The sequence below is a fragment of the Amycolatopsis sp. CB00013 genome (genome assembly GCF_001905755.1).
Classification (GTDB): domain Bacteria; phylum Actinomycetota; class Actinomycetes; order Mycobacteriales; family Pseudonocardiaceae; genus Amycolatopsis; species Amycolatopsis japonica.
Genome location: NZ_LIWC01000008.1, coordinates 127,043 through 147,883 on the forward strand (window position 1 = coordinate 127,043; position 20,841 = coordinate 147,883).

The 20,841-nt window shown below is 69.3% G+C and carries 23 protein-coding genes; 8 read left to right on the top strand and 15 right to left on the bottom strand.

The window, feature by feature from the left end; genetic code table 11:
• Positions 1-105 precede the first annotated feature (105 nt).
• Both AMK34_RS40230 and AMK34_RS40235 read right to left on the bottom strand, forming a co-directional pair.
• Positions 106-921, bottom strand: coding sequence for a DUF1206 domain-containing protein (locus tag AMK34_RS40230; protein ID WP_083650150.1), 816 nt, complete (start codon positions 919-921; stop codon positions 106-108).
• 92 nt (positions 922-1,013) lie between these two features.
• Entirely contained in the window at positions 1,014-1,424 is a 411-nt protein-coding gene (locus AMK34_RS40235) for a hypothetical protein (protein ID WP_073849051.1), read from the bottom strand.
• Positions 1,425-1,536: 112 nt separating this feature from the next.
• On the opposite strand from AMK34_RS40235, the gene AMK34_RS40240 reads away from it, so the two are divergent.
• Positions 1,537-2,112: a dihydrofolate reductase family protein gene (locus tag AMK34_RS40240; RefSeq protein ID WP_073849052.1), complete on the top strand. Its 576-nt coding sequence runs from the start codon at positions 1,537-1,539 to the stop codon at positions 2,110-2,112.
• A gap of 32 nt (positions 2,113-2,144) precedes the next feature.
• On the opposite strand, the gene AMK34_RS40245 is transcribed toward AMK34_RS40240, so the two are convergent.
• Together AMK34_RS40245 and rlmN are read right to left on the bottom strand one after the other, a co-directional pair.
• Entirely contained in the window at positions 2,145-2,438 is a 294-nt protein-coding gene (locus AMK34_RS40245) for a hypothetical protein (protein WP_051972394.1), read from the bottom strand.
• Between the two features lie 32 nt (positions 2,439-2,470).
• A complete protein-coding gene (gene rlmN, locus AMK34_RS40250) occupies positions 2,471-3,577 on the bottom strand; it encodes a 23S rRNA (adenine(2503)-C(2))-methyltransferase RlmN (protein ID WP_038509905.1) in 1,107 nt (368 codons plus the stop codon).
• 219 nt (positions 3,578-3,796) lie between these two features.
• Here rlmN and AMK34_RS43820 point away from each other — a divergent pair, with 219 nt between their 5' ends.
• From AMK34_RS43820 to AMK34_RS40270, 5 genes are all read left to right on the top strand, one after another.
• Entirely contained in the window at positions 3,797-3,931 is a 135-nt protein-coding gene (locus AMK34_RS43820) for a hypothetical protein (protein WP_257485210.1), read from the top strand.
• Between the two features lie 87 nt (positions 3,932-4,018).
• Positions 4,019-6,187 (top strand): YcaO-like family protein, encoded by a 2,169-nt coding sequence (locus tag AMK34_RS40255; RefSeq protein WP_073849053.1) that lies wholly within the window; start codon positions 4,019-4,021, stop codon positions 6,185-6,187.
• Positions 6,187-7,395, top strand: a complete 1,209-nt coding sequence (locus tag AMK34_RS40260; RefSeq protein WP_038509901.1) for an MDR family MFS transporter — start codon at positions 6,187-6,189, stop codon at positions 7,393-7,395. The genes AMK34_RS40255 and AMK34_RS40260 overlap by 1 nt, the downstream gene beginning before the upstream one ends.
• Positions 7,385-7,852 (top strand): GNAT family N-acetyltransferase, encoded by a 468-nt coding sequence (locus AMK34_RS40265; RefSeq protein ID WP_073849054.1) that lies wholly within the window; start codon positions 7,385-7,387, stop codon positions 7,850-7,852. Before AMK34_RS40260 ends, AMK34_RS40265 begins: the two co-directional genes overlap by 11 nt.
• A gap of 88 nt (positions 7,853-7,940) precedes the next feature.
• Positions 7,941-8,552 carry a PadR family transcriptional regulator gene (locus tag AMK34_RS40270; protein WP_038522736.1) on the top strand — a complete coding sequence of 204 codons (612 nt, stop codon included), beginning with the start codon at positions 7,941-7,943 and terminating at the stop codon, positions 8,550-8,552.
• Here AMK34_RS40270 and AMK34_RS40275 read toward each other — a convergent pair.
• On the bottom strand, positions 8,498-9,337 hold the full coding sequence (locus AMK34_RS40275; protein ID WP_073849055.1) for a class I SAM-dependent methyltransferase: 840 nt from the start codon (positions 9,335-9,337) through the stop codon (positions 8,498-8,500). The two genes, AMK34_RS40270 and AMK34_RS40275, sit on opposite strands and share 55 nt — an antisense overlap.
• A gap of 115 nt (positions 9,338-9,452) precedes the next feature.
• On the opposite strand from AMK34_RS40275, the gene AMK34_RS40280 reads away from it, so the two are divergent.
• Entirely contained in the window at positions 9,453-10,298 is an 846-nt protein-coding gene (locus tag AMK34_RS40280) for a VOC family protein (RefSeq protein WP_038509894.1), read from the top strand.
• Between the two features lie 12 nt (positions 10,299-10,310).
• On the opposite strand, the gene AMK34_RS40285 is transcribed toward AMK34_RS40280, so the two are convergent.
• The 5 genes from AMK34_RS40285 to rpsB form a co-directional block, all read right to left on the bottom strand.
• A complete protein-coding gene (locus AMK34_RS40285; RefSeq protein ID WP_037342324.1) occupies positions 10,311-11,207 on the bottom strand; it encodes a phosphatidate cytidylyltransferase in 897 nt (298 codons plus the stop codon).
• Positions 11,207-11,764, bottom strand: coding sequence for a ribosome recycling factor (frr, locus tag AMK34_RS40290; protein WP_038509892.1), 558 nt, complete (start codon positions 11,762-11,764; stop codon positions 11,207-11,209). The genes AMK34_RS40285 and frr overlap by 1 nt, the downstream gene beginning before the upstream one ends.
• Before the next feature lie 51 nt (positions 11,765-11,815).
• Positions 11,816-12,559: a UMP kinase gene (pyrH, locus tag AMK34_RS40295; protein ID WP_005154669.1), complete on the bottom strand. Its 744-nt coding sequence runs from the start codon at positions 12,557-12,559 to the stop codon at positions 11,816-11,818.
• Positions 12,560-12,652: 93 nt separating this feature from the next.
• A complete protein-coding gene (tsf, locus tag AMK34_RS40300) occupies positions 12,653-13,477 on the bottom strand; it encodes a translation elongation factor Ts (protein ID WP_038509890.1) in 825 nt (274 codons plus the stop codon).
• Between the two features lie 92 nt (positions 13,478-13,569).
• The gene (gene rpsB / locus AMK34_RS40305) at positions 13,570-14,442 is read right to left on the bottom strand and encodes a 30S ribosomal protein S2 (RefSeq protein WP_007032886.1); all 873 of its coding nucleotides are present in this window, start codon (positions 14,440-14,442) and stop codon (positions 13,570-13,572) included.
• Between the two features lie 382 nt (positions 14,443-14,824).
• Between rpsB and AMK34_RS40310 the strand changes: the two genes are divergently transcribed.
• Entirely contained in the window at positions 14,825-15,430 is a 606-nt protein-coding gene (locus AMK34_RS40310) for a murein hydrolase activator EnvC family protein (RefSeq protein ID WP_073849056.1), read from the top strand.
• A 232-nt stretch (positions 15,431-15,662) separates the two neighbouring features.
• Here AMK34_RS40310 and AMK34_RS40315 read toward each other — a convergent pair whose 3' ends face one another.
• The 5 genes from AMK34_RS40315 to AMK34_RS40335 form a co-directional block, all read right to left on the bottom strand.
• Positions 15,663-16,598 carry a FliA/WhiG family RNA polymerase sigma factor gene (locus AMK34_RS40315; protein WP_038509885.1) on the bottom strand — a complete coding sequence of 312 codons (936 nt, stop codon included), beginning with the start codon at positions 16,596-16,598 and terminating at the stop codon, positions 15,663-15,665.
• A gap of 20 nt (positions 16,599-16,618) precedes the next feature.
• Positions 16,619-17,614 carry a tyrosine recombinase XerC gene (locus tag AMK34_RS40320; RefSeq protein WP_073849182.1) on the bottom strand — a complete coding sequence of 332 codons (996 nt, stop codon included), beginning with the start codon at positions 17,612-17,614 and terminating at the stop codon, positions 16,619-16,621.
• A 105-nt stretch (positions 17,615-17,719) separates the two neighbouring features.
• Positions 17,720-18,859, bottom strand: a complete 1,140-nt coding sequence (dprA, locus tag AMK34_RS40325) for a DNA-processing protein DprA (RefSeq protein ID WP_073849057.1) — start codon at positions 18,857-18,859, stop codon at positions 17,720-17,722.
• Positions 18,856-20,367 (bottom strand): YifB family Mg chelatase-like AAA ATPase, encoded by a 1,512-nt coding sequence (locus AMK34_RS40330; RefSeq protein ID WP_073849058.1) that lies wholly within the window; start codon positions 20,365-20,367, stop codon positions 18,856-18,858. Before AMK34_RS40330 ends, dprA begins: the two co-directional genes overlap by 4 nt.
• The gene (locus tag AMK34_RS40335) at positions 20,368-20,754 is read right to left on the bottom strand and encodes a YraN family protein (RefSeq protein ID WP_038509877.1); all 387 of its coding nucleotides are present in this window, start codon (positions 20,752-20,754) and stop codon (positions 20,368-20,370) included.
• Positions 20,755-20,841 lie beyond the last annotated feature (87 nt).

Below are 20,841 nucleotides of genomic sequence, written 5' to 3' on the forward strand. Positions count from 1 at the left end.
CATCAGTAAGAACGTACTCGTCACCGGCACCGCACGAGGGAAACCGCCGCCGCCTTGGGTTCCCTGGCGGAATCTTCGCCGGATTCCGACTACGCCTGACGGCGCTCATCCACGCTGTGCTCGTGCCGCCCCGACGCAGTACACACCGAAGGCCGCGACCCCGACCGCCACCACGATGAGGAGCACGGTGCCGAACGGCTGGGCGGCCAAGGTCCGCAGGGCGGCGTCGAGCCCGCCGGAACGGGACGGGTCATGCGTCAACGCCGCGTACCCGACCAGTACGGAGACCACTCCGAACACGACACCCCTTGCCACGTAACCGATCCTGCCCAGACGCTCCACCCATCGCCGCGTCCCCGACGGGAGCTTCGCGAGGTCGAGGTCCTGATCGAAGGTCCGGCGTATCCCCTTCACCGCCGAGCCCACCGCGACGCCGAACACGATGACGGCCACCACGGTCACCAGGAACGGGCCGGCGGGCAATCCGAGCAGCCAGGCGGTGAACTCCTGCTGCTTCTGGTCGCCGCTGCCCTGTTCCCCCGCCCCCAAGGCGACCTTGGCCGCGTACACGCCGAGCGAAATCCCCACCAGGCAGCGCACTCCGGACGTCACCCGCTTGACGGTGCGAGTGCGCTGCTTGTCGATCCACGTGTAGCCGACGGCGGCCAGCAACCCCTGCCACAGGCCGTAGGCCACCAGTCCCACCGCCAATACCCACAACAGCACCCCGCCCGCCGGGGTCGAACCGACCTCGGTGATCGCGCCGCGTCCGTCGGCCTCCTGTCCGCCACCGCCGACGGCGACACGCGCCGCCAGGTACCCGATGAGCAGATACACCAGCCCGTAGCAGCCCATGCCGATCCGTCCGAGCACCTGGACGGCCTTGTTGTGGCGCACCTGTCTCGCCTTGGTCGTGGACATCCGGTCCACCTCCTCAGAGTCTCCATCGAGTGTCGCCGCCGAGGGTGAAGACCGCCGCGTGACTGGTCCGTCCGGCCCAGCGCGAAGGAGGCTTAAGCGGACAGCCAGTCGTCGGTGTCACGATGCCTGCCGAGACCGACGGCGTCGAACTCGTCGAAGTGGTCGCCCTTGAGCACGCCCAGCCGTCGAAGCGCCTGGGAGATCGGGCTGCCGTCGGCCGGGTCGGGTTCGTCTTCGTCGACCTGCAGCGGGCCGAGAACGGTCTCGCCGCCTTCCCACACCTGAGCGAACTGCGTCCCGGCGCCACCGAAGTACTCGGCCTCGACGTACGCCACGGCCCCGTGCTCGGAGCACTCGGCGAGCGGCCCGGTGTCGAATCGCGTCTCGGCCACCGGCATCAGCGACAGGTCCTGCCCGAGCGGCACGAGCCTCGCACCTTCGAGCGAATCGAGCACTCGGCGCCGTGCGGACTCGGTGACGATGACGGCTCGCAGGCAATACATGCCCGCATCCTGCCAGTTCGCCGTCCCGCGAAGATTTTTCCGCCGACGATGTCTATCCGCGCCGCCCGCGTTCGTAGCCAGGGTGAGAGACGAACTCACCCGAAGGAGCATCATGACCGCGACCTACACGTTCGACGTCTTTTCCAGCCTCGACGGCTACGGCGCCCACACCGGCGATTGGGGCGGTTACTGGGGCAAGCAAGGCCCCGAATTCCTCGAACACCGTCTGGCCCTGTACTCCGAGAAGCAGCGGATGGTCTTCGGCGCCTCCACGTTCCGGACGAACATGGAGATGCTCAACGCGGAGATCCCGGACGTCGAGGCGCTGGATCCGTGGGTCTCCCGGCTGAAGCACCTGCCGGCGACGGTCGTCTCGACGACCCTGCGGGAGCCGCTCGCCTGGCCGGACGCGACCGTCGTGAGCGGGGACGCGGTCGACGTCGTCGCCCGGCTCAAGGAGGAGTCCGAAGTGCCGCTGCGCTCGCACGGCAGCCTGTCGATGAACCGGGCGCTGATGGCCGCCGGCCTGGTCGATCGCGTGCAGGTGACGGTTTTCCCGGTGATCACCGGGAAAACCGGGGCGGACGCGATCTTCCGCGGTGCGGCCGACTTCGACCTCGAACTGCTCGAGAGCCGGACGTTCGACGGGCGTGTCCAGGAGCTCGTCTACCGGCCGGCTCCGCACTGACCATCCACAAAGGACGGTCGCGTCGATCCCGCCTACGCGGTGATCGACGCGGCCGGTGCCCCGAGCCAGGGCGCCAGCAGGGCTTCGAGGTCGGCGTCCGACAGCGCGTACGGTCCGCCGTGGAACTCGTGCCACCGCGAAGCGTCCCGCGCCGCCGTGTACTCCACCTCGAACGCCCGCATCAGGACGTACATGAAGGTCACCGAGCTGAACCGCTCACCGAGCAACGTCCTGGCCTCGCGCGCGACACCGGTCGCGCCATGGCCGAGTACGTCCGCGAGCTTCAGCTCCTCCGCAGCCGGGTCCAACAGGCTGGGGGCATACATCACGACAAAATCTCCATCACTGAAAGGAAAACTCAGTTCTCGGCGGCGAGCTGACCGCACGCCGCCGCGATCTCCTGACCACGCGTGTCACGCACCGTGCACGCCACACCGCCCGCGTTCACCAGCCGGACGAACTCCCGCTCCACCGGCTTCGGCGAGGCGTCCCACTTGCTTCCCGGCGTCGGGTTCAGCGGGATCACGTTCACGTGCACCAACTGGCCCAGGTGCTGACGAAGCCGCTTCGCCAGCAGTTCAGCACGCCAAGGCTGGTCGTTGACGTCCCGGATCAGCGCGTACTCGATCGACACGCGGCGGCCGGAAGTGTCCGCGTAGTACCGGGCCGCGGACAGGACCTCGTCCACCGACCAGCGCTCGTTCACCGGCACCAGTGTGTCCCGCAGTTCGTCGTCCGGCGTGTGCAGCGAAACCGCCAGGCGCACCTGCATCTTCTCGTCCGCCAGCTTCCGGATCGCCGGCGCGAGACCCACCGTCGACACGGTCACCGAACGCTGACCGATCCCGAGGCCCTCCGGCGAGGGATCGGTGATCCGCCGGACCGCCGCCACCACCCGCTTGTAGTTCGCGAGCGGCTCGCCCATGCCCATGAAGACGATGTTCGACAGGCGGCCGGGACCGCCGGGCATCTGTCCGTCGCGCATCACGGCGGCGGCGGAGCGGACCTGGTCGACGATCTCCGCGGTCGACAGGTTCCGGTCGAGGCCGCCCTGCCCGGTCGCGCAGAAGGGGCACGCCATGCCGCACCCCGCCTGGCTCGAGATGCACAGGGTCGCGCGGTCCGGGTAGCGCATCAGCACGCTCTCCAGCAGCGTCCCGTCGTGCGCGCGCCACAAGGTCTTGCGGGTGGTCCCGTCGTCGCAGGCGAGCGCCTTGATCTCGGTGAGCAGTGTCGGCATCAGATCGCCGACGAGCTTCTCCCGCGACGCGGCCGGGATGTCGGTCATCTCCTCCGGGTTCACCGTGAGCCGCGAGAAGTAGTGGTTCGAAAGCTGTTTCGCGCGGAACGGCTTCTCACCCAGCTCGGCGACGGCCGCGGCCCGCTCGGCGGCGGTGAGATCGGCGAGGTGGCGCGGCGGGAGGCCGCGCTTGGGCGCGTCGAAGACGAGAGGGAGGGCAGTCATAGCTCATTCAGTGTCCCACGTCCACCTGCGACGCACCTCGGCCGCCCTGGATCGCTGTTCCCCAGGTCACGTGAGCCGTGCCCGGACCGACCCATGCGTCGTTCACGCCGGATCGTGCGGATCGCACGTCAGGAGACGTCCGGAGGTCACGTCCGGCGCCAGACTTGTTCATGTCACGCCACGGAGCGTGACGACCCCGAGTGAACTACAGGAGGAACCATGATCTCGACCTTCGAGCGCCCCGCCGCCGTCGTCGTCCACAACCGCGCCGTGGTCCACAACCGCGCGGTCGTCCACAACCGCGCCGTCGTGCACAACCGCGCGGTCGTGCACAACCGTTCCGCCGCCAAGTAACCGGCCGACCAGCCGCCCGCGCCGCCGCGATCCCGGCCACGGGGATCGCGGCGGCGAGGCGGGAGTCCAGGAAACGATGGGGTTGCCATGGGGTCCGAAGAGGTCAGACCGCGGCTCGACGGGATCGAGATCACCGATCTCGAACCAGAGCTCTGCTTTCTCGTCACGCCCAACGGGGGACAGTTCTACATCGCCGCGCCCACCGGGGAATTCCGCGCCTGGGCGAGCCGTTGCGACGGCACCCGGACCCGCTCCGAGCTGCTGGACGGCATGGATCCGGACTACGCGGAAATGATGGACATCCTCGAAGCGGACGGCTGCCTCCGTCCCGACCGGGGCACCGAGGCCGACGACGTCACCACCACCGCGATCGTTCTCACCGGCTCGCCCGTGCTCATCGAGCCGCTGGCGGAGATCCTCGAGGCGGTCGGGTACGCGAGCGTCGAAACGGTCCCTTACTTCCATGACCTGTCCGAAATGGACCTGAACAACACGGTCGTGGTCTCCGCCTTCGATCACCCCGCCTACACCGAATTGATCGCGCTGGACGCGTTGTGCGCCGGAAGCGGGGTGCGCTGGCTTCCGTTGCGCCGCGAACGCGGCCGGGTGATCGCCGGACCCGCGATCGCGCCCGGCGGCATCGATTTCGCCGACGTCGTCGCGCGGCGCCGCTCCGCCGCGCAAGACCCGCGTGTCGTCGAGGCGTTCCTTTCCGCCCCCTCCGACTCCACCCCGCTTCGGCCCGGTGACGCCCGCTGGGCGCTGACCACCCTCGCCGTCCATCTCGGACGCTGGCTCTCCGGCGGGCGAACCGCCATGACCACCGGCGAGATCGAACTCAACCCGGCGGACCTGACCGAGATCCGCCGCCCGATCCTCCCCGTCCCCGACCGGGCCCGGACCGTTCCCACCGTGACCGATCCCGAGCTGCTGGTGGACGATCAGACCGGGATCGTGACCGGCGTCGGCGAAATCCCGCCCACTCCGGGAATGCCCGCCCGGCTGCGGGTCTGCGCGGTCGACGTCGCGGACATGCGCCGGGTGACGAACTGGCCCAACGACCGCCAGGCCTTCGGCACGTCGTGGTACGACTTCGACCTCGCACGGCAGTCGGCCATCGGCGAAGCGGTCGAGCGGTACTGCGGAAGCTGGCTCGCTCCGGAGCGCGAAGTGTGCTTCGGCAGCTACAACCAGTTCCTCCGCTACGGCGTCCCCGCGGTCGACCCTCGACGGCTGAACCTCTATTCGGCTTCGCAGTACCGGTCGCCGGGTTTCCCGTTCGCGCCGCTCACCCGGGACACGGAGTGTTCGTGGGTGGAAGGCTTCTCCCACACCACCGGCGAACCCGTGTGGGTTCCGGCTTTCCTGTTCTCGAACGAACGCCGGCCCGGGGAAGCGCATTTCGCCGACCCTCTGATCGCCGGCCTCGCGAGCGGGACCACCGAGGAGCACGCCGTCACGTCCGGCCTCGAAGAGGTTCTCGAGCGCGACACGACCATGCTCTGGTGGGCCAACACACCACGACTCGGCCGTCTCTCGATCCCGGACGAGATCCGGTCGCTCATCGCCGACGCCACCGACGACTACGAGGTCGCGCTCATCCACCTGGACAACGAGTTCGACGTCCCGGTGATCGCCGCGGCGGTGTTCGACCGGGTGAAGCGCTGGCTGTCGATCGGCTTCGCGGCCCGGCCGGACGCGCTGGAGGCCGCCAAGAAGGCGCTCGCCGAAGGCTTCACGCTCCAGCACACCTGCCACGCACTCGACGACGAACGCGAGTTGTCCGGTATGCGCCGGGACCTGCCGCATCTGGGCAACCTCAAACCGCACCGGGCCGATCGGCGCTACCTGGACTCGTATCGCCACGATTTCGCCGACGTCGCGGATCTCCTTTGCCAGCAACAGATCTACCTCGACCCACGGGCCGCGAAGCGAGTGAAGCCCTGGGTCATGGACCTGCCGAGCCGCGACTGGGCCGACCTTCCCGCCCTCGGCGAGCGGCGGCTCAAGGCCTACCAAGCCCGCGTCGAAGGCCGGGGGTTCGAGGTGATCAGCGTCGACCTGACGACCTGTGACGTCGCGGCCGCCGGATTCCACGCCGCGCATACGCTCGTGCCGGGCCTCGTTTCGAACTTCCCCGCCGGCTCGCCGTTGTGGGGGAACGGAAGGATCGCCGACGCGGCCGTGGAACTCGGCTGGCGGGACGAACCTCTCGCCGAGCACGAACTCAACGTCTTCCCGCTTCCCCACGCGTGATGGCCACCGCGGACCTGCTCGGTCTCCCCAGCACCCGCGGGCGGTTCCCGCTCATCGCGGCGCAAAGCGTCGACGCGCTCGGGACCGGTCTGTTCCTCCCGTTCGCCGTCGTGTACTTCCACGCGGCCAAGGGCCTGTCGCTGACGGCCGTCGGAGCGGCGCTGTCGATCGCGGCGCTGATCGCGTTGCCGTCGGGGCCGCTCGCGGGACGGCTGATCGACCGGTTCGGACCAGGCCGGATGGTGATCACCGCCAACCTGATCCGGGCGGTGACCTTCACCGGCTACGTCTTCGCCGACGAGGCATGGCATCTGGTCGTCCTGGCCGCGGTGACCTTCTGGGGCGAGGGCATGTTCTGGCCGTCGACCGGCGCGCTGGTGGCGCAGGTGGCCGACGACGGCCAGCGCGCCCGCTGGTATGCGATGGAACGCGCGCTGCGCAACGTCGGCATCGGGCTCGGCGGGCTCCTCGGCGCGGCGATGGTCGCGTGGGGCGGCACCGCCGGCTACACGGCGATCGTGCTGGTGAACGCCGCCAGTTTCGTCGTCGCCGCGGTTCTGGTCGCGTCGTGGCGCGCCCCGGCGGGCACCCCGCGCGAGACCGAACCAGAGGCCGCTCCCGCCGGCGGCTACCGGAAGGTGTTCGCCGACCGGATCTTTCGCGGCGTTCTCGTGACCGTCTTCGTCTTCGCGTTGTGCGACCTGGCGTTGACCGTCCTGCTGAGCGCCTACGTCCTCGACGGCCTGAAACTGCCGGCTTGGCAGCCCGGGGTCCTGTTCACGGTCAACACGGTGCTGATCGTGCTCGCGCAGACCGTGGTGTCACGCCGGGTCGAGCGGCGAAGCATGCCACGCACACTCCGGCTCTCGGCCGCGGTCTGGGCGATCTCGTTCGCCCTGTTCGCGCTGGTACCCACCGGAGAGTCCACGGCGGCGTTCCTCGTGCTCGCCCTCGCGATGATCGTCTTCACCTGCGCCGAACTGCTCCAGGCGCCGACCAGCAGCGCGCTGACCGTCGCGATCGCCCCGGCGCGGCTGCGCGGCCGCTATCTCGGCCTCGAAGAACTCGTGTGGAGCGCGGCGCGGGTGATCGCCCCGGCGATGTTCACCTGGTTGCTGTCGCACGGTCCGGCTCTGCCGTGGCTGGTGCTGATCGGCTTCTGTGGCGTGGCGATCGTGGTGCTGGGCAGACTGAACCGTGCGCTCTGAACTGGACGACGTCTACTGCCGCGTCTATCGCGAACCGCCTTACCTCGAAGGCGAGGACGACGTCGCCCGGTTCGGCGTGCTGTTCGCCGAACACGCCGCGCTCCCCGGGTTCGCCATGACGACGGTGCGCGAAGCCGGAACGATCGGCGGCTTCGCCTACGGGGTCCGGCGAGAAGCCGGCTGGTGGCCTGGCCGTGCGACGGCTCCGGCTCCCTCGTGGCTCGACGGCGAGGAGCTGTTCTACGTATACGAACTGGCGCTCGTCCCCGAGCTCCGTGGCCGCGGACTGGGCCGCGCTCTACTCGACGACCTGCTGAAAGAGCGACCGGAACGGTTCGCCGTACTCGCCTCACGCGTCGAGGCGCCGGCGCGGCGGCTCTATCACCGTTGGGGATGGCGGAAGGTCGGCGCGTTCGACTCCGGCGGCATCGACCTGCTCGCACTCGCCCTCTCCTGAGACCCAGATCACCGAAGACGGGTTGCCGTACGACTGTTTCCGATATATCGTGAACGAGTCGGAACATTACGAAGAGAGGATTCACATCATGCGACGACGACCTTTCCCTCCAGAACACGGCCGACCCGCCTTCGGGCCCTGGGCTCGCGGCGGCTTCGGCGACTTCCCCCCGGGCCCGGGTGGGCCGGGCCACCGGCACCGGCACGGCCGTCGCGGCGGCCCCGGTGGACGGCGCGGCAAACGCGGTGACGTCCGCGCCGCGATCCTGGCGCTGCTTTCCGAGCAGCCGAGGCACGGCTACGAGATCATCCGTGAGATCGGCGAACGCAGCGGCGGCTTCTGGAAGCCGAGCCCCGGCTCGGTCTACCCGACCCTGCAGATGCTGGCCGACGAAGGCCTGGTGATCAGCAAGGACGAGAACGGCAAGAAGCTGTTCGAGCTCACCGAATCCGGCCGCGCCGCGGCCGAGCAGCAGGACGCCGTCCCGCCGTGGGAGCAGATCGCCCACGACGTCGACCCGGTCGAGGTGAACCTGCGCAAGGCGGGCGCGACCCTGGCCGCGGCGGTCGCGCAGGTCATGCACGCCGGCAGCGAAAGCCAGCAGGCCCGCACCGTCGACGTCCTCAACGAGGCACGCCGGACGATCTACGGCATCCTCGGCGAGGCCGAGGACACCGCCCCGGACGAGGACACGGAGTGATCCGGCACGACGAGGCCGGTGGGCTTGGCGCGCGTATGCACGCGATAGCCCACCGGCAGCGTCACCTGCTTCTCCCCTGCACCTGACGAAACCTCGTTGAGCCGCCGGACCTCCGCGATCGCCTTCGCCGCGACCGGAGCGCTGAACTCGATCTTCAGCACCGCTTCCATCGCGGCGGCGTCTTCGAACAGCCACCGCGTCATCACCTTGCGGCAGTCGAATCCCTGACGCGCGAAGAACTTCTCGACCCCGGGCGGGTCGTAGTGCGGCAGATCCAGCCGCATCCAGCGGCCGTAGGGCTCACTCGTCACGTCGAGATCCACGATCATCATCAGCCCACCCGGGCGCAGCACCCGCTCCGCTTCGCGAAGACCGGGTTCGCAACCGGGGCCGAAGAAGTACGCGGTGCGGGCGTGGACGACGTCGAAAGCCGCGTCCGGCAAGGGAAGCCGCTGCGCACGCCCCTGCCGCACCTCGACGTTCGCCAGCCGCTCCACGCGGTTCCGCGCGTCACGGACGAGCGGCTCATGGGGTTCGACGCCGACCACCGACCGCGCCGTCGCGGCGAACCGCGGCAGGTGGAAACCGTCACCACAGCCGATGTCGAGGACGTCCGCCCCGGACCAATCGCGGGCCCCGGTGAGCACGCGCCAGATCTCGTCGTCGACGTCCTGCGCGCGGTTTTCGACCTCGTAGGCCTTTTGGTAATACCAGATGTTCGGACTCGGCAGCACCTCCTCGCCGCCGCGGCGGGAGGAGGAGAGAGCTCGGGGAAACCAGCGCACGGAAGCTCCAACGAAGGGACACCGGGCCGGGTTCCGGAGTATCCGGGCCGAAATCTTTGACGGAAACAATGCGGTCAGCGACTAGACTTTACTCCCACCGGTAAGGGAGAACCGCATGTCGCTTGGCTCGGCCGCCCACACTTCCGTCATACCTTCGGGAATCCCGTGCTGGATCGAGCTCGCGTGCAGAGACGAAGCGGCCGCACAAGCCTTCTACAGCGGGCTTTTCGACTGGGAGTTCACCGTCCAGCGTGATCCGGCGACGCCGACCGGCCGGTATTCGATCGCGACGCTGAACGGCGTCCCGACCGGTGGTCTGTACCGCGCGGGCGCGGACGGACCGTCCGGCTGGAGCGTCCACATCTCGGTGTCCCAGGCGGCCGCCGCCGCCGAATGGGTGGACAGTCTCGGTGGCCGGGTCACACTCGGACCGATGGCGATCCCCCATCGCGGCAGCATCGTGCACGCCATCGACGCGTGCGGCGCGCACGTCGTCTTCTGGGAGCCTCCCGCCACCTGGGAGTTCGCGACCGGGGTGCCGAACACCTTCAGCGGCGCGGATCTCAACACCCACGACGGCGCGGCGGCGGATCACTTCTACTGCCGCCTCTTCGACTACACCAGCCACCAGATCGGCGACGGCGCGTCGCTCGACTACGCCGAATGGCTCATCGAGCACGAACCGGTGCTGTACCGGTACGTCATGGGCTCGGAATACCGGCCGGACACTCCCCCGCACTGGATGGTCTACCTCGCCCTCGACCCGGCTCGCGGCGCGGACGCCGCGGCCGGACAGGCGTTGATGCTCGGCGGTGCCGTCGTGGTCCAGCCCTACGACACCCCGTACGGCCGGATGGCGATCCTCGCCGACCCGGACGGTTCGGTCTTCGCCGTGATCGACCACTCCCGGGCCGTCGAGGGCTGGGGTACCGCCGAAGTCGACGATCCCTACGACGACTGAGCCGGGCAGAGGCTAGACGGGGACGAACGCCGAGAGCAGCAACCAGGAGACGACGGCCGAAGGAAGCAAGGAGTCGAGCCGGTCCATCAAGCCGCCGTGTCCCGGCAGCATGTTCCCCATGTCCTTGACGCCGAGGTCGCGTTTGATCAGCGACTCGACGAGATCGCCCAGCGTCGCCGTGCAGACGATCGCCGCGCCGAACAGCACACCCTGCCAGGCGTGGCCGTCGAGCAGGAGGCTCAGGGTCAGCGCGCCGGCGACGACACCGGCCACGAGGGAACCGGCGAAACCTTCCCAGGTCTTCTTCGGGCTGATCGTGGGCGCCATCGGGTGTTTGCCGCCCAGCACACCGGCGATGTAGCCACCGGTGTCCGAAGCGACGACGCCGATCATGAACGCCAGCACCCGGCCCACGCCGTCCTCCGGCGGGACGAGCATGGCGGCGAAGGCACCGAAAAGCGGGATGTACGCGGCGGCGAAGACCGACGCGCTGATGTCGCGCAGATACCCGTCCGCGCCGCCGGGCAACCGCCACAGCAGGCAGACGAGCACCGTCAGCACGAACGCCGTCAGCGCGCCTTCGCGGCCATACGGCCAGGCCAGCCAGATCATCGCCTGACCGCCGACGAGCACCGGGACCAGCGCGATCCGGATGCCCGCCGCGCGCTTCAATGCCCCGGCCAGCTCGATCGTGCCGACCGCGATGGCGATCGCGATGATGCCGATGAACAGAAAGCGCACGGTGAGCAGGGACGTGACGATCGCCGCGCCCAGCAGCAGCCCCACCCCGATCGCGGCGGGCAGGTTACGGCCGGCGCGGGAAACCTTTTGCGCCGGTTCCGGCTTCTCCGCCGGAACCGGTTCCGGGTTCTCCACCCGATCCTCGCGTTCCTCGCTCACCTGGCTCATCAGACCTCGAGTAGCTCGGCTTCCTTGTGTTTCACCAGCTCGTCCACCTTGTGGGTGTAGGTGTCGGTGAGGTTCTGGAGTTCCTTCTCGGCGTGGACGACCTCGTCCTCGCCCGCCTCGCCGTCCTTCTTGATCCGGTCGAGTTCTTCCTTGGCCTTGCGGCGGACGCTGCGGATCGAGACGCGGGCGTCCTCACCCTTGGACTTGGCGACCTTCACCATCTCCTTGCGGCGCTCTTCGGTGAGCTGCGGGATGACGATGCGGATCACGTTGCCGTCATTGCTCGGGTTGACGCCGAGGTCCGACTCGCGGATCGCCTTCTCGATGGCGTTGAGCGAGGTCTGGTCGTAAGGCTTGATCAACGCCATCCGGGCTTCGGGGATGTTGACGCCCGCAAGCTGGTTCAGCGGGGTCGGCGCGCCGTAGTAATCGACGACAACGCGCGAGAACATCCCGGGGTGGGCCCGGCCGGTGCGTACCGACGACAGGTCCTCCTTGGCGACGGACACCGCTTTTTCCATCTTCTCCTCGGCGTCGAGGAGGGTCTCGTCGATCACGGCAACTCCCGTTGTTGTGTATGCGTACCGATTACGGAGATCAGAGCAGGACTACGCGGGCACCCCGTCGGCGGGGGTGTCGACCAGGGTGCCGATCCTTTCACCGCTGACCGCACGGGCGATGTTCCCCTCGGTGAGGAGATTGAACACGATGATCGGCATGTTGTTGTCCATGCACAGGCTGAACGCGGTGGCGTCGGCGACCTTGAGGTCCCGTTCCAGCACCTCGCGGTGGCTGATCTCGTGGAACATCTCGGCGGTCGGGTCGCTCTTCGGGTCCGCGGTGTAGACGCCGTCGACGGCCTTCGCCATCAAGACGGCCTCGCAGCCGAGTTCGAGCGCGCGCTGCGCGGCGGCGGTGTCCGTCGAGAAGTACGGCATGCCGACCCCGGCGCCGAAGATGACGACGCGGCCCTTCTCCAGGTGACGCTCGGCGCGGCGCGGGATGTACGGCTCGGCGACCTGCCCCATGGTGATGGCGGTCTGCACCCGGGTGGGCAGGCCCTCCTTCTCCAGGAAGTCCTGCAACGCCAGGCAGTTCATGACGGTGCCGAGCATCGCCATGTAGTCCGCGCGGTCGCGGTCCATACCGCGCTGCGACAGTTCCGCGCCGCGGAAGTAGTTGCCACCGCCGATCACGACGGCGATCTGCACGCCCGTCCGCGCGACGTCGGCGATCTGCTGGGCGACCGAGTGCACCACATCGGGATCGACCCCGATGGAACCGCCGCCGAACATCTCGCCGCCCAGTTTCAGCAGCACCCGCCGGTATCCGCCTTCGACCCGGACACCCATGTCGCCCTCCCTAATGCTCTGAAACCCGACTGTGCCCCGTCCCCGATGGACGGAGACGGGGCACAGTGGTGGTTCTTGTGTTCCGCGCCTGGATCAGGCCTGGCCGACCTCGAACCGGGCGAACCGGCTCACGGCCACGCCGGCCTCGTCGAGCAGGGCCTTGACGGTCTTCTTGTTGTCCTTGACCGACGGCTGCTCGAGCAGGACGTTGTCCTTGTAGTAGGCGTTGACCTTGCCCTCGATGATCTTGGGCATGGCCTGCTCCGGCTTGCCCTCTTCGCGGGCGGTCGCCTCGGCGACGCGACGCTCGTTCTCGACGATCTCGGCCGGGACCTCTTCGCGGGTGAGGTACTTCGCCTTGAGCGCGGCGACCTGCATGGCAGCGCCACGAGCGGCCTCGGCGGCGGCTTCGCCCTCACCGGTGTACTCGATGAGCACGCCGACGGCGGGCGGGAGGTCCGCACCGCGACGGTGCAGGTACGTGGTGGTGGTGCCCTCGTAGGCGGCGACACGGCGCAGCTCGAGCTTCTCACCGATACGGGCGGCCAGCTCCTGGACCTGCTCCTCGACGGTCTTGCCGTCGAGCGAGGCGGCCTTCAGCTTCTCGACGTCGCTGGTCTTCTCGGCCTTCGCGACCTCGACGATCTTCGCGGCGAGGGCCTGGAAGTCCTCGTTCTTCGCGACGAAGTCGGTCTCGGAGTCGAGCTCGATCAGCACGCCGCCGTCACCGGCGACGAGGCCCTCGGCGGTGGCGCGCTCGGCGCGCTTGCCGACGTCCTTGGCGCCCTTGATGCGCAGGAACTCGACGGCCTTGTCGAAGTCGCCGTCGTTCTCCTCCAGCGCCTTCTTGCAGTTCATCATGCCGGAGCCGGTCAGCTCCCGGAGACGCTTCACGTCTGCGGCGGTGTAGTTCGCCATCGTGGGTGTGTCCGTCCTTTTTCAGGTACGAGAAAGTCTTTTGGGGAATTCACTCGTGGGGCCGCCCGGAGGCGGCCCCACGAGCGGGTGGATCAGGAGGAGGCGGTGGCCTGCTCGGCCGGGGCCTCGGTCGGCGCGTCGGTCGCGGCGGCGGCTTCCTTGGCGTCCGCGGCGGCGGTCTCGGAGCCGGCGAGCAGCTCCTTCTCCCACTCGGCCAGCGGCTCGTCCGTGGCGACGCCCGCCTCGGGCTTGGCGTCGGCGGAGGAACCGTTGCGGCTGGAGCGGGCCATCAGACCGGCGGCGGCGGCCTCGGCCACGACCTTGGTCAGCAGCGCGGCCGAACGGATCGCGTCGTCGTTACCCGGGATCGGGTAGTCGACCTCGTCCGGGTCGCAGTTGGTGTCCAGGATCGCGACGACCGGGATGTTCAGCTTGCGAGCCTCGCCGACGGCGATGTGCTCCTTCTTCGTGTCGACGATCCACACGATGCTCGGCACCTTGGCCATGTCGCGGATACCGCCGAGGGTCTTCTCGAGCTTGTCCTTCTCACGGGTGAGCGTGAGGATTTCGCGCTTGGTCAGGCCGGCGAAACCACCGGTCTGCTCCTGCGACTCGAGCTCCTTCAGGCGGAGGAGACGCTTGTGCACCGTCTGGAAGTTGGTCAGCATGCCGCCGAGCCAGCGCTGGTTCACGTAGGGCATGCCCACGCGCGAGGCCTCGGAGGCGATGGCTTCCTGAGCCTGCTTCTTCGTGCCGACGAACATGATGGTGCCGCCGTGCGCGACGGTTTCCTTGATGAACTCGTACGCACGGTCGATGTACGTCAGCGTCTGCTGCAGGTCGATGATGTAGATGCCGTTGCGCTCGGTGAAGATGTAGCGCTTCATCTTCGGGTTCCACCGACGGGTCTGGTGCCCGAAGTGCACGCCGCTGTCGAGCAGCTGCTTCATGGTGACGACGGCCATTGCCGGAATCAACCTCTTCTGTGTCGTGCGCGCCCGGCTCCGCCGGAACGCGCTTGCTCGGTTCGTCGCTCTCGGCCGGGTGGCCGATCGCCCTGGTGCCGATGCTCGGGCCCGGACCCTGTGGCGAAGTGACCTCAGGGACCGCCGGGCCGTGTGCCCCCGCCTGTCCTGACCCTCCGTGAGGAGATCGGCCATCGGGAGCGCGCACGTGCACGCGAAGTCAGTCCGCTGCCGCGGACCGCGCAAAAGAGTCTACTCCCTGTCGCCACCGGGTACCGCACCGGCAGCCCCTGATGAGAGGGGTTGTCCACAACCGCCTCGGTTATCCACAGATTCCCCCGGCGCGCCCCGCACGCCACGCCGGTCCCCCAGCCTGGAACACATGACCATGACGACCTGTTCCCGCCCTGTCACCAGGCACTCCTTCGCCCTCGACCGCGCCGGCGGGAGGCACCGCCGCCCCGGGCGTCCTCGGCGGCTTCCGCGCCTCGCGATCCTCGCGACCCTGCTCGCGATCTTCGCGTCGGCGGCGATGCCGGGAACGGCCAGAGGCGCCCCCTCCCCGCAAGGGCGACTCTCGTGGCCGCTCTCGCCGGTACCGAGCGTCACCAGGTACTTCGAGCCGCCCTCGACTCCGTACGGGCCCGGCCATCGGGGCATCGACCTCGCCTCGGCACCGGGCACGAACGTGCTCGCGGCCGCCGAAGGAGTGGTGATGTTCGCCGGGCAGGTGGCGGGCCGCGGCGTGGTGTCGATCGACCACGACGGAGGGCTGCGCACCACCTACCAACCACTCGCCCTGACGGTCACCGCGGGTGATCAGGTCTACCGGGGGCAGGTGCTCGGGACGCTCGCGGCGGGCCATCCCGGCTGCCCGGAGCCGGCGTGCCTGCATTTCGGCGTCCGGCGGGGCGAGGAGTACGTCGATCCGCTCGCGTTGATCGGCGAGCCGTCGGAGATCCGGCTCAAACCATGGGAAGGAGATTGAGTGACCGTTACGGAACGGGCTCGGGGCAGCCGGGCCGCCTCCGTCGCCGCGGCGTCTCGGGTGCGGGAGTGCGATGGCCGTCCTCCGCGGTGCCGCCACGTGCTCCTTCTCCGCACAATGCGGTGATTCGCGTGTCCTGGCGGCGGACACACGTGATTGGACGGCGAACACGCGTGATTGGGGGGCGAACACGCGTGATTGGAGGCGGGGCTCGCCGTGGCGCGTGGGGGGCTTAGGCCTGCTCGACCAGTTTGGCGCGCAGCCGCATGACGGCGCGGGTGTGCAGCTGGCTGACCCGTGACTCGGTGACGCCGAGGACCTTGCCGATCTCGGCGAGCGTCAGGCTCTCGAAGTAGTAGAGACCGACCACGATCCGGTCGCGTTCGGTGAGCTGCGCGATCGCCTGCGCCAGCTGGCGGCGGTTGTCCTGGTCGACCAGGACGGCCACCGGGTCGACGGCGCCGTCGTCGGGCAGGGTGTCGACCAGCGAGCCGCTGTCCTTGCCCGCGGCGACGAGGTCTTCCAGTGCGATGACGCTGGTCAGCTGCATCTGCCCGTAGAACTCGCGCAGATCGTCGACGCTGATTTCGAGCTCGGCCGCGAGTTCGGCGTCGGTCGGTGTGCGGTTGAGCCGGGCGCCGAGGCGTTCCAGGGCGCGCTCGGCCTCGCGGGCCTTGCTGCGGACCGCCCTCGGGACCCAGTCCTGGGAGCGGAGATCGTCGAGGATCGCGCCGCGGATGCGCTGCATGGCGTAGGTCTCGAACCGCAGGCCCCTGGCGGGTTCGAACTTCTCGATCGCGTCGACCAGGCCGAAGATCCCGGACTGGATCAGGTCACCGACGTCGACGTGGGTCGGCAGCCCGGTGCCGACCCGGCCGGCGACGTACTTGACGAGCGGGGCGTAGTGCAGCACGAGCCGGTCGCGCACGACCTGGTCCGGCGACTCGGTGAACTCCCGCCACAACGCCTGGATCCCGGCGTCCACCTCGTAGCCGGTCCGTGCTTCGGGTGCGACGGCAGGACCGTCCCCGCCGGGACGATGTTTCCCGGCGGCTTCGGTGACATGTGGGTCGGCGGTCATCGGACCGCCGTTCTCAGCATGCGACTCAGCGTGGTCTCCGTGCTCGTGCGGATGCGCGTGCGCCGCCGGTCCGGGCCGCCGGGTCACCTGCCGAGTTCTCCCCGGCATCATCGGGCCCGGGGGTGCGCGCGGTCGTGGATCGCCTTCAGCCGATCGACGGTCACATGAGTGTAGAGCTGCGTTGTAGCCAGCGTAGCGTGACCAAGCAGTTCCTGAACGCTTCGAAGATCAGCGCCGCCTTCGAGCAGATGGGTGGCCGCGGAATGCCTCAGGCCGTGCGGCCCCATGTCGTTCGCGCCCGGCACCGAACCGACGGCGTCGTGGACGATCCGCCGGGCCGCCCGCGGGTCGAGCCTGCCGCCCCGCGCCCCCAGGAAGAGCGCCGCTTTCCCCGGCTCCTTCGTTTCGACGGCGAGCTTTCCTCTGCCCTCGTCCAGCCATGCCCGCAAGGCCGTTTCGGCGGGGACGCCGAACGGCACGACACGTTCCTTGCCACCCTTGCCCAGTACGAGCACGACCCGGCGGGAGAAGTCGACGTCGCCCACATCCAGCCCGCACAGTTCCGAGACGCGTACGCCGGTCGCGTAGAGCAGTTCCACGATGGCACTGTCCCTCAAAGCCACCGGGTCGCGCTGTTCGGCACCGGCGGCTGAGAAGCGCATGACGTCACTCGCCTGCTCCGCGCGGAGGACCCCGGGAAGCTTGCGGTGCGCGCGGGGCGCCACCAGGCGTCCGCCCGGATCCGACGCGAGGGCCCCGCCTCGGTGGGCCCAGGCGGTGAAGGTGCGGGCCGCCGCCGCACGCCTCGCCAGCGTCGTCCGGCTGGCCCCTTCTTCGCGTTGCCGGGCGAGCCAGCCGCGCAGTGTGCCGATGTCGAGATCCTCGAACCGGCCGCCGTTCCCGTCGACGAATCCCAGCAGCGACACCACGTCGCCGAGGTAGGCACGCACGGTGTGCGCGGAGAGCCCTCGTTCCAGGGAAAGGTGCCGCTCGTAGTCGTCGATCAGCTTCCGGACAGGCTCCGGCAGCGCGGCACGGGCGGCGCGCAGATCGGGTCTGCGGGCGCGTTTCCCCGTGCCGTGGGGACCTTCGGTCGACGGCATGCCGATCACGCTGCGCGATGTACGGCGGATGGTCAAGTATCGCCGCACCCTGTTGCGGTGTCCGTGGTCGGATCGTGCCGGGATGGCGTCTCAGGTGTAGGCCAGTCAGGTCTTGGCGGCTCGTTTTCGCCACCCTGTGTCACTCCTTTCCGCGAAGCCGTCGAGTTCCAGTTCGGGAAGCAGTGAGCGGACGCGCTCGACCGGGATGCCCGACTCGGCCGCGAGTCTTTCCTCGGGTCTCGCCGACCGCGTGGACAGGGCGTCGTGCACGCGCAGTGCCTCCGGACCGAGCCGATCGGTGCGGCGGCGCGGTTTCGACGGTTCCGCCCCCTCCGCCCCGAACCGTCCGGCGGTCTCGAGGATCTCGTCGACCGAGGTCACCAGCGTGGCCTCGCCTTCACGGATCAGCGCGTGGCAGCCGGCGGACATCCCCGACGAGACCGGGCCCGGCATGGCCATCACGACCTTGCCCAGGGCCCCGGCCGTACTCGCGGTGTTCCGCGCGCCGCTGCGCCTTCCCGCCTCGACCACGACGGTCCCTTCGGTGAGCGCCGCGATGAGCCTGTTCCGGACGAGGAACCGATGCCTCGCGGGCGTGGTCCCCGGCGGGTACTCGCTGACCACCGCGCCGACCTTTCCGATGTTGCGCAACAAGGTCGCGTGCTGCGCCGGGTACTCGACGTCGGCTCCGCAGCCGAGCACGGCGACCGTCGTCCCGTCCGCGCTCAACGCGCCCCGGTGGGCGGCGCCGTCGATGCCGTACGCCGCTCCCGAGAACACCGGGATCCCCCGGCTCGCGAGGTGATAGCCCACTTCGGCCGCGTTGTGCTCGCCGTATCCGGTCGCCGCGCGGGCGCCGACGATCGCGATCGCCTGGTCGACCGCTTCGCCGAGCTTGACCGGGCCGCGGACCCACAACGCCAGCGGAGGTGCCATTCCGGAAACGCCCCTGCCCTGCGCCACGGCCAGCGAAAGCAAGGGCCAGGCAGGCCATTCGTCGTCTTCGGGGATGACGAGCCTGGTCTCGTCGGCCGCGGCGCGCTCCAGATCCCGCTCGGCGTAGTCGTGCGCTCGCCGGGCGGCCGTCTCGTCGCGCACCTTCGGCGGACAGTCGGCGCGACGCACCCGTTCCGCGGCGACGACAGGGCCGAATTCGCCCACGAAACCGGCCAAAGCGAGTGCCGGGGGCTCGGCCACACGCAGGAGGTACGACCGGGCGAGGCGTTCGGCTTCGAGTTCACTCATCCGGATGACCTCTCCCGGAAGTTCAGCGCCGCCGCGACCTCGTCCGCCTCCGGCTTGTCGGCCCCCTTCAAATCGGCGAGCGTCCAAGCGATGCGAAGGCAACGGTCGGCACCGCGCGCGGTGATCGCGCCCCGCTCCAACGCGCGGTCCAGCAGCGCCGTGACCTGCGACGGCAGAGCGAACTCACGGCGCAGCGCGGGACCGGGCACTTCCGAGTTCGTGAGCCAGCCTTGCTCCGCCCAACGCTTCCCGGCACGCTCGCGCGCCTCCAGCACCCGCTCCCGGACGGCCGCCGACGCCTCGGGCGGCTCGCTCAGATGCGCGCTGAGCGCGGACAGCGGGCGCAGCCGAACCCGCAGATCCACCCGATCGAGTAATGGCCCGGACAGGCGGCCCAAGTAGCGCCTTCGCACGGTCGCCGAGCATGTGCAGTCGGCGTCCTTCGCCGGAGCGCAAGGGCAGGGGTTGGTCGCCAAGACCAACTGGAAACGCGCCGGGTACCGCACGGCGCCCTTGACCCTCGCGATCCGCACTTCGCCCTCTTCGAGCACCGTGCGCAGCGACTCCAGCCGCTCCGGGCCGAACTCGCACACCTCGTCGAGGAACAGGATTCCCCGGTGCGCGCGGCTGATCGCGCCGGGCACGGCCAGGCCGCTTCCGCCGCCGATCAGGGCGGGCACGCTGATCGAATGATGCGGCGCGACGAACGGCGGCACGGTGACGAGCGGTTCGGCGCGGGAGAGCGAACCGTCGATCGAATGCACCGCTGTCACCTGCAGCGACTCTTCGGCGGTCAGTCGCGGAAGCAGGCCGGGAAGGCGTTTCGCGAGCATCGTCTTGCCCACCCCTGGCGGGCCGGTCATGAGCAGGTGATGCCCACCGGCCGCGGCCACCTCAAGCGCCCATCGCGCTTCCGGCTGCCCTACGACGTCGGCGAGGTCGGGCACCTGTGGCGGCGCCTGGACGACGGACGGTTCAGGGAGGGTGAGCTCCCCTTCGCCTTTGAGCCAGTCCACGAAGTCGCTCAACCGCGCTACTCCACCGACCTCCAGCCCGTCCACCAGAGCGGCTTCGAACAGCGACTCGGCGGGGACGACGGCCCGTCTGTACCCGGCGTCGCGCGCCGCCAGCAGTCCCGGCAGGACCCCGCGGACTGCCCGTACCCGGCCGTCGAGGGCGAGCTCACCGAGCAGCACGGTGTTCAGCAGTTTCGTCGCGGGGACCGCGCCGGTGGCGGCCATGACCGCCGCCGCGATCCCCAGGTCGTAGCCGGATCCCACCTTCGGGAGATTCGCCGGCGACAGGCCGAGGATCACCCTCTCGTCCGGCCAGGTCCGCCCGGAATTGCGCACGGCGGAACGGACCCTGTCCTTGGCCTCTTTCAGCCCGGTGTCGGGCAGGCCGACCATCGTCACCTTCGGCGATCCGCCGCCGATGTCGGCCTCGATCTCGATCATTCTGCCCTCGACGCCGAGAAGCGCGATCGACCAGGCCTTCGCCAGCGCCATTCAGAACGCCGCCTTGATATGCCGCACCCTAGGCGGGGCGTCGGGCGAGGCGACGATCGCGATGATGTCGTAGCGGACCGGGGCCCAGCGGAGCATGAACTTGCGCTGCCATTGGTAAGCGAGACGGCGGATGCGATCCGCCTTGTCCGGGGTCACCGCCTCGGCCGGGGTGCCGAAACCCAGCCCCGTCCTCGTCTTCACCTCGCAGAAGACGAGGCGTTTCCTGTCGGTCGCGATGAGATCCAGTTCGCCGTCACGACAACGCCAGTTGCGGCTCAGGACGACATAGCCCCTCTTCTCCAGATGCCGGACCGCGAGGTCCTCTCCCCAGCGGCCCAGTTCGATCCGTGGTGCCCCGGCGGGCGGCTGTTCGGCCGTGCTCGTCATCTCGATCCCCCTCAGCGATCGTCACGGTGCGTGTGCGATCAACGCTGCCAGGGTGAGGGGGTGGGGGACAGACCCGATTTCGGCGCC